The following is a 14,360-nucleotide window of genomic DNA, read 5'->3' on the forward strand; positions in this document are numbered from 1 at the left end:
AAGGAGTAAAAAGGCAATAAAAAATCCAGCCATGTACATACAATGGCAGGATTGGGAAATGCTTTAAAGTTTGCGCACAGGAGCCTTTATATATACAAGCGTCCCCTTCTCCATCTCGCTTTCTATTCCGTATTCAAAGCCGTGCATGTCGAGTATATCCTTTGCGATAGTCATACCCAGCCCCGTGCCCTGAATTCCTTTCGCCCTTGACCTGTCAGCCTTGTAGAAGCGCTCCCATACGTGCACCAGGTCCTCAGGGGATATTCCGCTGCCCTCGTCTCTTATGCTTATCGTGACGGTGCTCGAATCAGATGAGGCAAAAAGATGTACACTGTTGCCAGGCGGCGTGTAGTTTATGCTGTTGACAACGAAATTGAGAATGCATCTGAATATCTTTTCGGTGTCTGCCAGTATTCCGATATCTTCGCTGCACTCGGTTTCAAGTTTGACGCCTTTGCTGTCTGCAAGGTGAGAAACCCTGCTTTTGATGCCATCGAAGAGGTCCGCTATTCTAACAGGTTCGAGGCTGAGCATGCCGCTTTCTGACTGTATGCGGGAAAGATATATTATCTCGCCTACCATAGAGCTGAGCCTGTCGGTTTCGTCGAGTATGACGCGGGTATCCTGTATTACGGCATCCTTGTCGTCTATGTCCATGTCGTTTATCATCTCGGCATATGTCTTTATTACGCTAAGTGGTGTCTTGAACTCGTGAGTTACGTTGGCAATGAGGTCCTTTCTTAGCTCCTCAATCTTTGAAAGCTCTGAAGACATCCTGTTTATGCTGCCTGCAAGAAGTCCTATTTCGTCCTTGTTGCCAACATCCACAGTAACGCCGTACTTGCCCTTGGCTATCTCGTCTGAGGCTGCCTTTATGCTGAGTATTGGCCTTGTGAAGTGCTTAGCCAGAAAAAATGCGAACAGCGAAGATGCTAGAATAGATATAAGCGTAATTATTCCAAACTGCTTCTTGAGCACCAGCGTAGTCATAGATATGCTGGAAGAAAGGGAATGCAGCAGCAAGAAACCTGCCAGCTTACCTCCTTTTTCCACGGGAACCCCTATAAGCAATGTACTCACATTGTCCTGACCGTTTTCTCTGAAGGTTATGAGACGGCTGAATCTATCGCCTCCAAGCATGCTCTCCTCTATGGCTGCAAAGTTCTGGGCGATAAATCCGGGGATGCCGGCATCCTTGCCGTTGTGGGAAATAGCCGATATGTCCTCAAGTGATATATAATAGAGAATTTCCGGCGGATGACGTTCAATTCTGTCTCTGCCTCCGTTTCTTATGCCCTCAAGCTTTTCCTCTGAGGACGAATCATCATCGATATCCGGCCGGATTTCAAACAGTATGTCCTGGCTGAGATTTAGACTCTCAAGATCTTGGGATTCCAGGACCTTGGATATGGTCTCGCCCTTTTCATAAAGGGACTGCACCCTGTTATCCAGGTAGAATCTGTCGAGCAGGTATATGTTAAAAAACCAGAAGATTGTCAGTATAACTACTACAAGTCCCGTAATCCAAAGCCAGAGCTTTGCCAGGATGTTTTTCAAGCTAATCACCCACCTTGAACTTGTAGCCTTTGCCCCAGACAGTCTTTATCAGTTCCTTGCTCTCGCCCAGCTTGTCGCGCAGCTGCTTGACATGCGTATCCACAGTGCGAAGGTCTCCGTAAAAGTCGTAACCCCAGACCTGGCTGAGCAGTTGCTGCCTTGAGAAAACAACATCCCTGTTCTTGCAAAGGAAAAGCAAAAGGTCATATTCCTTGGGCGTCAGGTGTAGCTCCTCTCCCCGAAATCTCACCTCATTGGAGAGCTCGTTGATTTCGAGTTCCTCAAAGGTCAGCATTTCCCTGGAGCCCGCAGGAGATACTCTGCTAAGCACGGCCTTTATTCGTGCAATCAGCTCCTTTGGGCTGAAAGGCTTGACCATGTAGTCGTCAACGCCGAGCTCGAAGCCGAAAAGCTTGTCGTACTCCTCACCCCTTGCGGAAAGCATTATAACGGGCACCCGTGAGGCGCTCCTTATGTTGCGCATCACGGACCAGCCGTCCACTCTGGGCAGCATTATGTCAAGCAGGACGAAGTTAAAATCCCAATCATTGAACATTTCGATCGCCTGTTCCCCATCAGCGGCCTCGTATACCTCGTAGCCTTCCTTTTCAAGATATTTTTTTATAGCAGCTCTTAGGAGCTCTTCATCCTCCACAAGCAGGATTTTCAATTTTTCCATGCAGATCCCTCCTCAAGGCTAGGAATAATTCTCTAGTTGATAATCTTATAAGGAAAATATAGCACAGATGATTGCCTCTTTAAATGGAAAAGTCAATCATTCACAAAAACATCACATTTACGGCACAATTCAATAATACATAAAAACTAATATTATAGTTATATACTATTCACACCAAAATATATCAACAGGGAGTGCAAAGCTATGACATTAAGAAGAATTAATATAAAAAGAGCGGTAGTAGGCCTTCTGGCCTTGACAATAGTATCCGTCATTACAGCCTTAAGCCCTGCGCATGCGCAGGAAGCTACGCAGTCGGTAACGATATCGAGTGAGGATGCCTCAATTGAAAAAGCCCTATCCGATAATCCCAGCATTATACTCGCACAGCTCGAGTTGGAAAAGAGCAAGGTTGAGCTTGAAAAGAAAAAGAGGGAGCTGAAGAAGTTAAAGAATGCTGACGAGTCCGACGAGCGTGCCATTGAAATGCTTGAAAAGCAGATATATTACAGCGAGCTCCTCGCTGGGCTTACATACGATGACTCGGAAAAGTCCGAGAAGATTAAGCTTAGCAGGGCTATATACGACTATGCGTACAGTGGACAGGTGCTTGCGCTTAAGCGGGAAACCAGCGAATACTACTCAAAGCTTTCGGAGCAGACAAGAAAAAAACTCGAGCTTGGATATATCTCAAAGCTTGACTACTCAGATATTTTGCTAAGCCAGAGTCAGAAAGCCAGCGAGCTTGCAGATGCTCAAATAAGCTTTGACAGCGCAAGGCACGAGCTCAACATTCTCCTGGGAAATTCCCTGGAGACCCAGATTTCGGCCGTGGAAGGCTTTGCTATAAGTGGTTACGATCTTGAAGCTATAGATGCCGCAGCAGTAACAGCAAAGGCTCAAAGTGCAGATTCGAGCATTGTAAATCTTGAAAGCTCGGCTGAGACAACGAGGCTCGAATACGAAAAGCAGGTTTCCTACTATACCGACATAAACCTGGATGCCAGAATTCTAAAGGCCACTTACGACAAGAATCTCGAGAGCCTCGAGCAGGCGAAAAAGGAGCTAGAAAAGAATGTAATCGAAAGCGTTGCAAGCCTCAGGAATTCCAGGCAGCAGCTTACACTGCAAAAGGAAATCATTGATAACCAGAAAAAAAGGCTTGAAGCCAAGAGCAAGGAATTCAAGCTTGGGCATGCCAGCCTGAATGAGCTTCAGGAGCAGTACCTGAGCCTGCAGGATAAGACGCTTTCATACTATCAGAGCATATACAAGTTCAACATAGACGTTATGAATTTCGTAAGCCTGTATGGAGACTAATGTTATGGCATTGCTTTATCGGCTTTTTTGGGGGTATCAAAAAATCAGCGGAGTAAAGCAAAGTTAAATCCATGCCTGACCTGCAATTGGATTGAAACATGCTCACTTATAAAACCGAACTCTGCAAATATTACGTAAAGGGGTTGAGCCTCATGATTATCAAAAGCAGTTCATTCGAAGATAAAGGACCTATACCTTCAAAATACACATGCGACGGCGAAAACATATCGCCCGAGCTGAGTTGGAGCGGCTTTCCGGAAGGGACAAAGAGCTTTGCCCTGATAGCTGAAGATCCCGATGCTCCAGCTGGGACTTGGGTACACTGGATATTATACGACATCCCCGTGAATGTCACAGCGCTTCCCGAAGGTGTTCCGGATGACGAGGTTTTGTCAAATGGCGCAAGGCAGGGGCTGAGCGACTTCAAGGACATAGGATACGGCGGGCCCTGCCCTCCAAGAGGAGTCCACAGATACTTTTTCAAGCTCTACGCCCTTGATGAAAAGCTCGGCCTAAAGAGCGGGCTTTCAAAGAAATCGCTTCTGGACAAGATAAAAGGCCATGTCATTGCCGAGGCGGAAATACACGGAACATACAGCAGAAGATAAGTGAATGCAAAAATGCCAAGCGGCTTGCTTTTATAGTATAATATATGCTATAAGGCAAGCCGTTAATTCGGCTTTATTGAATATATTGGAGGAAGTTATGAAATTTGTGACATTCGAATCTGAAGGAAAACAAAATATTGGAATTTTGTCCAAAGAAGGCGTTGTGAAAATGAGCGACATATTCAAAGCGCTCGGAAAAGATGAATATCCAAAGGACATGAACGGCTTCATAGGTATGTGCAATGAAAGCCTGCTGGCTGACATCATCCATGCGGATTCGCTCGAACTCACGCAAATCAGCATGGATGATGTCAGAATATGCGCTCCCATCCCCTACCCCAGGAGAAATGTCATATGCATAGGCAAGAACTACTCCGACCATGTAAAGGAAATGGAGGGCAGTCCGACAGCAATAGGCTCTGAAAGGCCTGAAAGCCCCATATACTTCACCAAATCGGCGTGGCCGGCCATAGGTGATGGCGATGCCATATGCTCGCATGAGGATCTGACAAGCCAGCTGGACTATGAGGTGGAGCTGGCCGTTATAATCGGCAAGGGCGGCAGGGACATACCTTCTGAAAAGGCGTTCGAGCACATATTCGGCTATACCATTGTAAACGACGTATCCGCAAGAGACCTGCAATCTTCAAGAAAGCAGTGGTTCAAGGGGAAAAGCCTTGACACATTCACGCCGATGGGTCCATGCATACTCCACAGGGACAGCGTCCCCTTCCCGCCAGACCTCTCTATTGAGTCGCATGTCAACGGCGAGAGACGACAATCGTCTCGCACTGCTAACATGATATTTGGAATTCCTGAGATTATAAGCGACATATCCAAGGGATTCACTCTTATAGAGGGCGACATAATCTGCACTGGAACGCCCAGCGGCGTAGGTGCAGGCTTCAAGCCACAGAGGTTCTTAAAAAAAGGCGACATAGTCAGAATTGATATTGAGGGAATAGGAACGCTTACAAACCATGTGAAGTAGTGTTGCCAAAAGCTTAGACTTCCGGGCTTTTATTCGGCATGATATCAATGAAATACGGAGATGATAATTTGAACGTGAACTACCAGAAGCTTCTTGACGAGAAGCTTTCAGAAATTAAAAAAACAGGAGCAAGGCCAAGGCTGCTGCTCCACAGCTGCTGCGCCCCTTGCAGCAGTCATGTGCTTGAGTACCTCTCAAGCTTTTTCGATATAACCGTCTACTTCTACAATCCCAACATACATCCCGAGTATGAGTACAGGAAAAGGGCCATTGAGCAGAGGGAGTTCATAGAAAACTTCCCACCTGCGAAGGGCGTACTCTTTGCCGAGGGTGAATACGAAGCTGAGAGGTTTTTCGAGCTTTCGAAGGGACTCGAGGACGAGCCTGAAAAGGGCGCAAGATGCACTATTTGCTTTAAAATGAGACTTGAAAAGGCAGCGCAATATGCGCTCGAGTACGACTTTGACTATTTTACGACCACGCTGTCAATAAGTCCGCACAAGGACGCCGCACTACTCAACGAGCTGGGAGAAAAAACAGGAAAGGAAGCAGGTGTAGAATATCTCCATTCCGACTTCAAGAAAAAAAACGGATACAAAAGGTCAACTGAGCTCAGCAGCGAATACGGCCTGTACAGGCAGGATTACTGCGGCTGCGTATTTTCAAAGCTGGAAAGCGATAAAAGAAACTCCATGAATAACAAATCTGAATAGAAAACGAAAAGCCCATTAAATCAGCTTACGCAAAAGCTCGCGTAAAACCGATATTATGGGCTTTATATTTTTGAATTCACCTAAATAGTCTATAAACTAACTGCAGCCATTTCAATGCATAGAGTTATTAATTATGTGAAAATATAAAAGACTTACAAAATAAGCTCAATTCTTTTGTCGCTAATGAATCTCCTTATTGTGCTTGGAGAAATCTTTGTCTGGAGGTATATATCAGCCATTGATGCTCCCCTATGCGAAACTATAAATTCCTTTACTATCGCGTATTCCCTTGCATCCTTCTCAATGCACGCGTCGCATATTGAATCTTCAATCCCATCGCCAAGCAGGGCTCCGCAGCTTCTGCATACTCTTCTTATCATATCTGCACCTCCAAAACCAATTACATATACTTTATGCTTATATTATACCGCTGCATAAAGGCTTATAAATATTAAAATTGCTTTTAAAGTGCAAATAGAGCGCAAGGCCCATGAAAAAGGCAACTGCTTTTAATCGTAAAGTCGCATCTGCATGCATTTCATATTCAATTCTTAGGAAAGCATCATTTATCTTGCTATCATATCGCCCATTCTGTTCAGAGGCCTGTCAAGCAATATGTTTCCAAGAGTCTCTCCAGATTTGCCCTCGACAAGAATTTGAACTCTCTGTATCGAGGTGAATTCCGTCAGAGTGTTGACTATGGAGCCTAGCGTCATCAGCTCTCCTGCGCTTCCTCCTGAGTGATTTTCAATGAACTCTCGTGAAAAATCCACATAGCACGTGCCGTTGCTTACTCTAATACCAAGCAGCCTTGTACCGCTTGGAATTGAAGCCATAAGCACATCACCCTCAGGGCCGGCAATAAGAGCTTCTACAGCCCCTCTGGCTGTCTGGGCATCTTCTATTGTGATCGTCCTGGTCTGCAGGTGCAACTTGTCAGCGTTCCTGTCGGGGAAATATAGCTTCACGCTGATTTCTCTGAACTCTCCGGCTCTGAACAAATTATAGCCTGCCGGGAAGCTCATTTCGTCAAGCTCAAGCAGCTTTTCAAAGGCTATTATTCCCTCTCCTTCGCGTATAATCCTCTCCTCGTAGTACGGGCCGTTTGAATCGCTGTATCTTACCGTGTATTCCTTCTTGCCGTCGGATTTGACTTCGACCTTTCTAATCATGGAATTTATAAGCGCACTTTTCCCGGATTTGTCATGTATCGTTTCACTCCAGTAGTTGCCCGCCTCGAGCGGGGCTTTTATCAATGTTATCCTGTCAAATTTAGAATCCAGCATAGCCTTTTCAATTTTTTCCTGCACGAGACTTCTGCCCTGGATTACATATTTGATTGAAATACTCCTGTCTACTGTGCTTTCACCGCCGGATGGATCCCCCACCTCTCCGATAATAGAATATGTTCTTTTGTCGGCTATATCGCTAATGCTATCCAGTCTCATTTCATGCGAGTATTCAGCAAAGCCGTCATAGAGCCAGCTGTAACCAATATTCCGCGGAAGCAAACTTGATAGCAAATCCCGTTCATACTTGAGGTCGTCTATGCTCGCTATATAAGTAAATGCGTTCCATCCAACCTCCTTTCCAAGCATCTCGGCAATTGCCCGCATGGGAACATACGTTGTGCCGTTGTATATGAAATTGTCAGCGCCAACTCTAGTCCCGTTGACCTCCAGCGTGACATTGTTGCGATATGCCTTTATCATCTCGCCAGAGCTCTGTGCAAGCGAATTGTGCAACAGTACCGGAGCGATCAGGGCAAGAACTAGAATAAAAGCATATACAGATTTTTTATAACTATGTTTTTTCATTTAAATCCCTCCCATATAAAATCGCCACATTGGAATCGGGTTGGCATATTCTTTCAATTAATTTAATACCCATTTGTGCGGAAACTAAATAAAGCATGTTTTTACCCAGCAAATAAAATATAAGGAGTAATCAAATATAATTGAAATTATGTGTTTATAATTGATTTGACCGGGTATTAATTTAATATAAATTAAATATGATATTTATCTCATAACAGTCAAGGATTTATTTAAAGATATAGAATCAGTCATCATCTCAATTCAAGTTTGATGATGGCCGATCGAAAAAAATATCTTTAAAGACAAATCCAACAAAATTGGTTGTTACGAGAAAATAAAGTATTTAATTTTAAAATAAATGGATAGAAATATCCAGAAAGGAGCAGATTCCCAATATGAAGATTGAGAATTTGTCACCGAAAAAAGGACTCATCTTTTAATGTCAGTTTATTCAGAAGCTGAATTAAAAGAATAAGAGTCCTTTTTTCATGATGTTTTATTAAATTTAAAGAACGGTGCAATTATTTTTGTGTCATTTTGATAGATTTTTCTATGCAGGCCTTAACTCCTGATATCACAGATGACCTGAAGCCTGATTTTTCAAGCTCTGCAACAGCCTCAATTGTTGTACCGCCAGGTGAACATACCATGTCTTTAAGCTCGCCCGGGTGCTTTCCTGACTCAAGCACCATCTTGGCCGATCCGAGAACGGCCTGTGAAGCAAACAGATACGCCTTGTCCCTTGGCATCCCGTACATTACGGCAGCATCAGCCATCGCCTCTATGAACATGAATACATACGCTGGAGACGAGCCGCTTATGCCTGTTACCGCGTCTATTAGACTTTCTGGCATTATTTCAGCTTTTCCAAAGCTTTGCAGCATTAACATCACATCAGAGAGCTCCTGCTCCGTTACGTTAGAGTTTGGGCATACTGCCGTCATCCCCTCTGCTACAAGAGCCGGAGTGTTCGGCATTGTTCTTACTATCTTCTTGTCGCTGCCAATCACGCCTTCTATGTCTGAGAGCGACTTTCCTGCAGCTATAGAAACTATGACCTTGCTCTCATCTAAGATATCTTTTATTCCATCCAGAACGATACCATATATGTTGGGTTTGACTGCCGCAACTATTATATCAGCATTTTCTGCGACCACTCTGTTGTCGGTAGTAGTCTGAACTCCATATCTTGCTGAAATTTCCTCGAGTTTGTCTGCGCTCATATCTGAAACAAACACATCGCTTGGATCGACAAGGCCTGCTTTTATAATTCCGCCTATTATTGCGCCTCCCATGTTTCCTGAACCTATAAAGCCAATCTTTTTATTCATCTCATACCCCTCCGCTTTATTTTTATACTAATTATATTAAACTATAAAGCCGGTTTTTACAATATAAGTAACATATATAAGCAATTAAGGGATAGTTGCTTGTCTTAAGCGACTATCCCTTAATTAATTGTATACTGTTTAGCGTTAGTTTTGCTGTGAAATGGTATTTCAAATTTTAATGAATTCTTCGAATTTTTATATCTTGAATTTCTCTACTGCATTAAGCAGCTCCTGCGAAAGGCTTTCAAGATTGCTCGAATGGCTTGAAAGCTCCTGCATTGAAGCCAGCTGCTCCTCGGTTGCAGCCGACACTTCCTCTGTGGCTGCTGAAGACTCCTCGGCAGCAGACGCTATATTGTTGACCACAAATACTATCTCGTCCTTGGCCCCTATCATATCGCCGCCGTTTTGCTTAATCTCGTTCGCGTTCATGCTGAGCACATCTATTGCCTGTGATATTTCAGTGAATATCGAGTTTGTCTGTTTTACGGCCTCCGATTGCTCCTCCACTACAGTGTAAGCTTTTTCCATTGCATCTACTGCAAGCGCAGTTTTGCTCTGTATAACCTCTATTATCTCCTTTATCTTCTCTGCAGACTTGGATGACTCCTCTGCCAGCTTTCTAACCTCTTCAGCGACTACAGCAAAGCCCTTGCCGTGCTCTCCAGCTCTTGCTGCCTCTATGTTTGCATTCAGCGCCAGCAGGTTAGTCTGTGAAGATATTGCTGTAATTGTTTCAACTATCATTCCAATGCCGTTTGCATTTTTTGCGACATCGGCCACTATTTCATTTACCCCTTCTGTTGATACTTTGCTCTCGACGCTCTTTTGGTCAAGCTTGCCCACTATTTCAAAACCTTTTTTAGTAAGCTCATTTGCCCCTTCAGATGCAGACTTAATGCTGTTGGACTCGTTTGAAACCCTGTCTATTATCGCTGAAAGTTCATCCACTTTTCTTGAGCCTCTTAGGGTATCTGCAGCTTGAGATTCAGCACCCCTTGAAATCTCTTCTATAGTCTTGGCAACGGAATCTGCAGCCTCAGCTGACTGGTTCGATATGTCAGAAAGTGTAGTTGCCGATTCGCTTACTGTCATAGCTGAATGCTTGACATTGCGCAGAAGCTCCCTCAGGTTCATCTGCAGCATTCCCACAGCCTTAGCGAGTTCGCCGAATTCATCGCCTCTATTTAGGTATGCATCTTCCACTTCGTCTGTAAAATCGCCGTTAGCTATAGTTTTAATGTACGAAACGCCCCTGTTTAGCGGCACTGCTATCATCCTGGCTATGTAGAGAGCGATTATGACTGCAAGTATCGAACCTACGGCCACGCTTGTCATTGCAGATTTTTTCAAAATGCCAGTGTCAGCAATAAGCTCAGCTTCTTCCATTGCGGCTACAATCTTCCAACCTGTTTTTTCGTTTGTTGCAAATGTCATGAACTTGTCCTGTCCGGCAAATTCGTATTTAATGAAGCCCGTATTAGTGGAAGTTATATCATCCCAAACGCCGGCTTCTGCCAGCGCCTGAGTTCCTATAAGCTTTGCATCCTTATGGGCTATTGTCATGCCAGTTGCATCAGATAGGGTGACATAGCCTTCCCTGCCTATCTTTGTGCCGATTATAGCGTCAGATATTACGGATAGGTCTATATCCATGCCGGCAACACCTACTATCTCGCCCGAGGCATTTTTTACTGCCTTTGCAAGCGTTACAATCTTTTTGCCCGTGAAGGCGTCGTCATATGGAGCCGTCCAGAGCATCTTGTCTGGATTAGCTATTGCTTCCTTATACCATGGCCTGGAAGTTGGGTCATAATCTCCAAGATCCTGCTCAGGATATATGTGCATCTGCTTGTTGGACTCCCCAAAATATGTGGCTAGCAGGTTCGAGTTGCTTTCTTGCACGCTAAGAATTGCTTCATTTCCTGCTGCAGTATCGAAATTCTGAATTGCAGAATTCTCCACTATGCTGCTAAGCTCCACTTCAAACACTGTAAGAAACTGGTCGACATACTTTTCGGTTTCGGTTATAGTCTGCTGAGTGGTCACGGCAAGCTTGTCATTTAGCAGGTTGAAAGCCGCCCTGTATGAAAAGAACCCAAATACACTCAGCTGGACAACTATAGCAATAAGAATAATTGCAATAAGCTTGTTCTTTATGCTGCCCTTGATTCCGCCCTTATTACGCGGAACTTTAATTTTGTCGCTTGATTTTTCCAATGTTACAGGCCTCCTTTTTATTCTCATTTGTTGATAGACTAAACCTATATTAACATACTTTAGCACCAAATTGACAAAAACCACATAAGCCGCAAGTCCTATTAATATGGTGCATTTTAGTTATTTTTTGAATTTTGTTGAATTTTATAATTTATTTCGCGGGCGGATTCTCCATGTTTTTTCGCTTACTTTTTTCACAAGGCTTATTGCTACTACAGTGACTTATTTGACTGCGTTGAAAATTCTTCAATTAATAGAAATATACTCTTTAAATTAATACTTACTTATAATATAATATTTTTTGGGTGTTTTTTTACCAAGGCGACATAACCCGGTTACGGTAAACCTGTAAATTATGTGACTTTAATATATATTGGGGTAAAGAAAAGGAGTTTTTTTATGAGCATTCTTGTAGTTAAAAATCTGAGCCACGGATTTGGCGACAGAGCAATATTCAACGACGTATCTTTCAGGCTGCTTAAGGGCGAGCACATAGGCCTGATAGGCGCAAACGGTGAAGGCAAATCAACATTCATGAATATAATAACAGGCAAGCTTGAGCCTGATGACGGCCAGATAGAATGGTCAAAGCGTGTCAGGGTCGGCTACATGGACCAGCACTCGGTGCTTGAGCCGGGCATGACAATGCGTGATGTGCTTAAAAGTGCGTTCAAATACCTCTTCGACTTGGAAGAAGAGATGAACTGCATATGCGAGAAAATGGCTGACGCTTCCCCTGAAGAGCTCGAAGTTATGCTCGAGGATATGGGGACAATTCAGGACATACTTACGCACAACGATTTTTACGTTATTGACGCCAAGGTTGAAGAGGTAGCCAGGGGTCTTGGCCTTACTGACATTGGACTCGACAATGAGGTTCAGAATCTCAGCGGCGGCCAGAGGACAAAGATACTACTTGCAAAGCTGCTTCTCGAGAAGCCAGACATATTGCTGCTTGACGAGCCTACAAATCACCTTGACGAGCAGCATATAGAATGGCTCAAGATATACCTTCAAAGCTATGAAAATGCATTTTTGCTCATATCGCACGACATTCCGTTCCTTAACAGCGTAATAAACCTTATTTATCACATGGAAAATCAGGAGCTCAATCGCTACGTAGGCAATTACGACGAATATATGAAGGTCTACGAGGCCAAAAAGCAACAGGTTGAGTCTGCTTACAAAAGGCAGCAGCAGGAGATTGCGGAGCTGGAGGATTTCATTTCCAGAAATAAGGCAAGGGTTTCAACAAGGAATATGGCCATGTCAAGGCAGAAGAAGCTCGATAAGATGGACAAAATAGAGCTTGCAAGAGAAAAGCCAAAACCTGTATTCAACTTCATGCAGGCAAAGACATCAGGCAAGATGGTCTTCGAGACAGGCGAGCTTGTTATAGGATATGACTCTCCGCTTTCAAAGCCTCTCGATCTTAGGATGGAAAGGGGACAAAAGATTGCTCTTGTGGGAGCCAACGGACTTGGAAAGACTACTCTCATAAACAGCATCCTCGGGAATATTAAGCCGATTGCTGGGGAGGCGAGGCTTGGTGAATCGCTTCACATAGGATATTTCGAGCAGGAGTTCAAGGGCGACAAGGGCAACACCTGCATAGAAGAAATATGGCAGGAGTTCCCGGGCTACACTCAGTATGAGGTGCGTGCAGCGCTTGCCAAATGCGGACTTACAACGAAACACATAGAGAGCAAGATCATGGTCCTCAGCGGTGGCGAGCAGGCAAAGGTAAGGCTTTGCAAGCTTTTAAACAGCCAGACAAACCTCCTTGTGCTTGACGAGCCTACAAACCACCTTGACGTTGAAGCCAAGGACGAGCTCAAAAGGGCTCTCAAGGACTACAAGGGAAGCATACTTCTTATATGCCACGAGCCTGAATTCTACAGGGACATTGTCACCGAGGTTTGGAACTGTGAAAACTGGACTACAAAGATAGTATAGAAACACAACTTGACTATTTGAAAGGAAGGCGAGACTATGGACCCCGAAACGGTTCGATTATATATAGCTAAAAAGCACATGATCCATACGCCCCTTTCCCAAAGCTGATTAGCCGCACTCTTTTGCGGCCTAAATAAACATGCTGTCCGGATGGCGGGTGCATTTGGTGTTTGGGCTAAAAAAGGGAGTGGTTTAAGTGATAAGAGCTTTCAAAACGATAGAAGACAAGCTTGTGCGCATTGAAGATATAGCTGCTAATGAAAAGGACATCTGGCTGAACCTTGTCAATCCGTCTCAAGCCGACATAGCGCAGATAGCCGAGCAGTTTGGCATAGACATGGATCACATAAGGGCTGCGCTTGACGAGGAGGAAAGAGCTCGTATAGAGGTCGAAGACAACTACACGCTCATAATAATAGACATCCCCGTGCTTGAAAAGGAGGATGTCCCAAACTACTATATAACAATACCTCTTGGCATAATAATGGGCAAGGATTTCATAATCACAGTATGCATAAAGGATTCTCCTATAATGTCCATCTTTGAGAATGGACGCATAAAGGGCTTTAATACATTCATGAAGACGCGTTTCGCATTTCAGATATTCTATAAGACCTCGGCGCTCTACCTAAATTACTTAAGACGCATCGACAGAAAAAGCAACGACGTTGAGCGGGAGCTCCATAAGTCGATGAAAAACAAGGAGCTGATACAGCTTCTAAACCTCGAGAAAAGCCTTGTGTACTTCACGACCTCGCTTAGGGCGAATGAAATCGTGATGGAAAAGATGCTAAGGCACGACAGCATAAAAAAATACCCCGAGGACAAGGAACTCCTCGAGGACGTAATCATAGAGAACAAGCAGGCCATAGAGATGGCCAGTATATACAGCAACATACTCAGCGGCATGATGGACGCATTCGCATCCGTCATTTCAAATAATCTTAACATTGTCATGAAATTCCTGACGTCTGTTACCATAGTAATGGCGATACCGACTATGGTGGCCAGTTTCTTTGGAATGAATGTAAATCTGCCTTTTTCTGATAAACCCTATGCTTTTTCAATAGTGCTGTTAATATCTTTCTGCCTTTCGCTTCTATTTGGCACAATTATGGCAAGAAAGAAGATGTTCTAATAAATAAAAAATCTAAGCCCCGCGGCAGAT

Annotated in this window: 12 protein-coding genes; 6 read left to right on the plus strand and 6 right to left on the minus strand. The window is 44.1% G+C overall.

Annotated elements, in window-relative coordinates; translation table 11 throughout:
• Nucleotides 1–63: 63 nt before the first annotated feature.
• Nucleotides 64–1,557, minus strand: a complete 1,494-nt coding sequence (locus tag EAL2_RS13150) for a sensor histidine kinase (protein WP_025436817.1) — start codon at nt 1,555–1,557, stop codon at nt 64–66.
• Nucleotide 1,558: 1 nt separating this feature from the next.
• Nucleotides 1,559–2,236 carry a response regulator transcription factor gene (locus EAL2_RS13155; protein ID WP_041693221.1) on the minus strand — a complete coding sequence of 226 codons (678 nt, stop codon included), beginning with the start codon at nt 2,234–2,236 and terminating at the stop codon, nt 1,559–1,561.
• 204 nt (nt 2,237–2,440) lie between these two features.
• Between EAL2_RS13155 and EAL2_RS13160 the strand changes: the two genes are divergently transcribed.
• The 4 genes from EAL2_RS13160 to EAL2_RS13175 all read left to right on the plus strand — a co-directional run bounded on the left by EAL2_RS13160 (nt 2,441) and on the right by EAL2_RS13175 (nt 5,868).
• Entirely contained in the window at nt 2,441–3,556 is a 1,116-nt protein-coding gene (locus EAL2_RS13160) for a TolC family protein (RefSeq protein ID WP_025436819.1), read from the plus strand.
• Between the two features lie 152 nt (nt 3,557–3,708).
• The gene (locus EAL2_RS13165; protein ID WP_025436820.1) at nt 3,709–4,164 is read left to right on the plus strand and encodes a YbhB/YbcL family Raf kinase inhibitor-like protein; all 456 of its coding nucleotides are present in this window, start codon (nt 3,709–3,711) and stop codon (nt 4,162–4,164) included.
• A gap of 97 nt (nt 4,165–4,261) precedes the next feature.
• Nucleotides 4,262–5,155, plus strand: coding sequence for a fumarylacetoacetate hydrolase family protein (locus EAL2_RS13170; RefSeq protein WP_025436821.1), 894 nt, complete (start codon nt 4,262–4,264; stop codon nt 5,153–5,155).
• 38 nt (nt 5,156–5,193) lie between these two features.
• Nucleotides 5,194–5,868, plus strand: a complete 675-nt coding sequence (locus EAL2_RS13175; RefSeq protein WP_242842518.1) for an epoxyqueuosine reductase QueH — start codon at nt 5,194–5,196, stop codon at nt 5,866–5,868.
• A 152-nt stretch (nt 5,869–6,020) separates the two neighbouring features.
• On the opposite strand, the gene EAL2_RS13180 is transcribed toward EAL2_RS13175, so the two are convergent.
• The 4 genes from EAL2_RS13180 to EAL2_RS13195 form a co-directional block, all read right to left on the minus strand.
• Nucleotides 6,021–6,248: a hypothetical protein gene (locus tag EAL2_RS13180; protein ID WP_025436823.1), complete on the minus strand. Its 228-nt coding sequence runs from the start codon at nt 6,246–6,248 to the stop codon at nt 6,021–6,023.
• A 186-nt stretch (nt 6,249–6,434) separates the two neighbouring features.
• Nucleotides 6,435–7,685, minus strand: coding sequence for a GerMN domain-containing protein (locus tag EAL2_RS15250; RefSeq protein WP_025436824.1), 1,251 nt, complete (start codon nt 7,683–7,685; stop codon nt 6,435–6,437).
• Between the two features lie 521 nt (nt 7,686–8,206).
• Nucleotides 8,207–9,016, minus strand: coding sequence for a pyrroline-5-carboxylate reductase (proC, locus tag EAL2_RS13190; protein WP_025436825.1), 810 nt, complete (start codon nt 9,014–9,016; stop codon nt 8,207–8,209).
• 195 nt (nt 9,017–9,211) lie between these two features.
• Nucleotides 9,212–11,236 carry a methyl-accepting chemotaxis protein gene (locus tag EAL2_RS13195; protein WP_025436826.1) on the minus strand — a complete coding sequence of 675 codons (2,025 nt, stop codon included), beginning with the start codon at nt 11,234–11,236 and terminating at the stop codon, nt 9,212–9,214.
• A gap of 399 nt (nt 11,237–11,635) precedes the next feature.
• Between EAL2_RS13195 and EAL2_RS13200 the strand changes: the two genes are divergently transcribed.
• Entirely contained in the window at nt 11,636–13,192 is a 1,557-nt protein-coding gene (locus EAL2_RS13200; RefSeq protein ID WP_025436827.1) for an ABC-F family ATP-binding cassette domain-containing protein, read from the plus strand.
• A 196-nt stretch (nt 13,193–13,388) separates the two neighbouring features.
• Nucleotides 13,389–14,330 (plus strand): magnesium transporter CorA family protein, encoded by a 942-nt coding sequence (locus EAL2_RS13205; RefSeq protein ID WP_025436828.1) that lies wholly within the window; start codon nt 13,389–13,391, stop codon nt 14,328–14,330.
• Nucleotides 14,331–14,360: the final 30 nt, after the last annotated feature.

This window comes from Peptoclostridium acidaminophilum DSM 3953, from assembly GCF_000597865.1.
Classification (GTDB): domain Bacteria; phylum Bacillota; class Clostridia; order Peptostreptococcales; family Peptostreptococcaceae; genus Peptoclostridium_A; species Peptoclostridium_A acidaminophilum.

What these genes read in the sequence shown, in the direction of transcription:
- EAL2_RS13155 (WP_041693221.1), bottom strand. Translation starts at nt 2,236, where the DNA reads ATGGAAAAATTGAAAATCCTGCTTGTGGAGGATGAAGAGCTCCTAAGA.
- EAL2_RS13160 (WP_025436819.1), top strand. Translation starts at nt 2,441, where the DNA reads ATGACATTAAGAAGAATTAATATAAAAAGAGCGGTAGTAGGCCTTCTG.
- EAL2_RS13165 (WP_025436820.1), top strand. Translation starts at nt 3,709, where the DNA reads ATGATTATCAAAAGCAGTTCATTCGAAGATAAAGGACCTATACCTTCA.
- EAL2_RS13170 (WP_025436821.1), top strand. Translation starts at nt 4,262, where the DNA reads ATGAAATTTGTGACATTCGAATCTGAAGGAAAACAAAATATTGGAATT.
- EAL2_RS13175 (WP_242842518.1), top strand. Translation starts at nt 5,194, where the DNA reads ATGATATCAATGAAATACGGAGATGATAATTTGAACGTGAACTACCAG.
- EAL2_RS13180 (WP_025436823.1), bottom strand. Translation starts at nt 6,248, where the DNA reads ATGATAAGAAGAGTATGCAGAAGCTGCGGAGCCCTGCTTGGCGATGGG.
- EAL2_RS15250 (WP_025436824.1), bottom strand. Translation starts at nt 7,685, where the DNA reads ATGAAAAAACATAGTTATAAAAAATCTGTATATGCTTTTATTCTAGTT.
- proC (WP_025436825.1), bottom strand. Translation starts at nt 9,016, where the DNA reads ATGAATAAAAAGATTGGCTTTATAGGTTCAGGAAACATGGGAGGCGCA.
- EAL2_RS13200 (WP_025436827.1), top strand. Translation starts at nt 11,636, where the DNA reads ATGAGCATTCTTGTAGTTAAAAATCTGAGCCACGGATTTGGCGACAGA.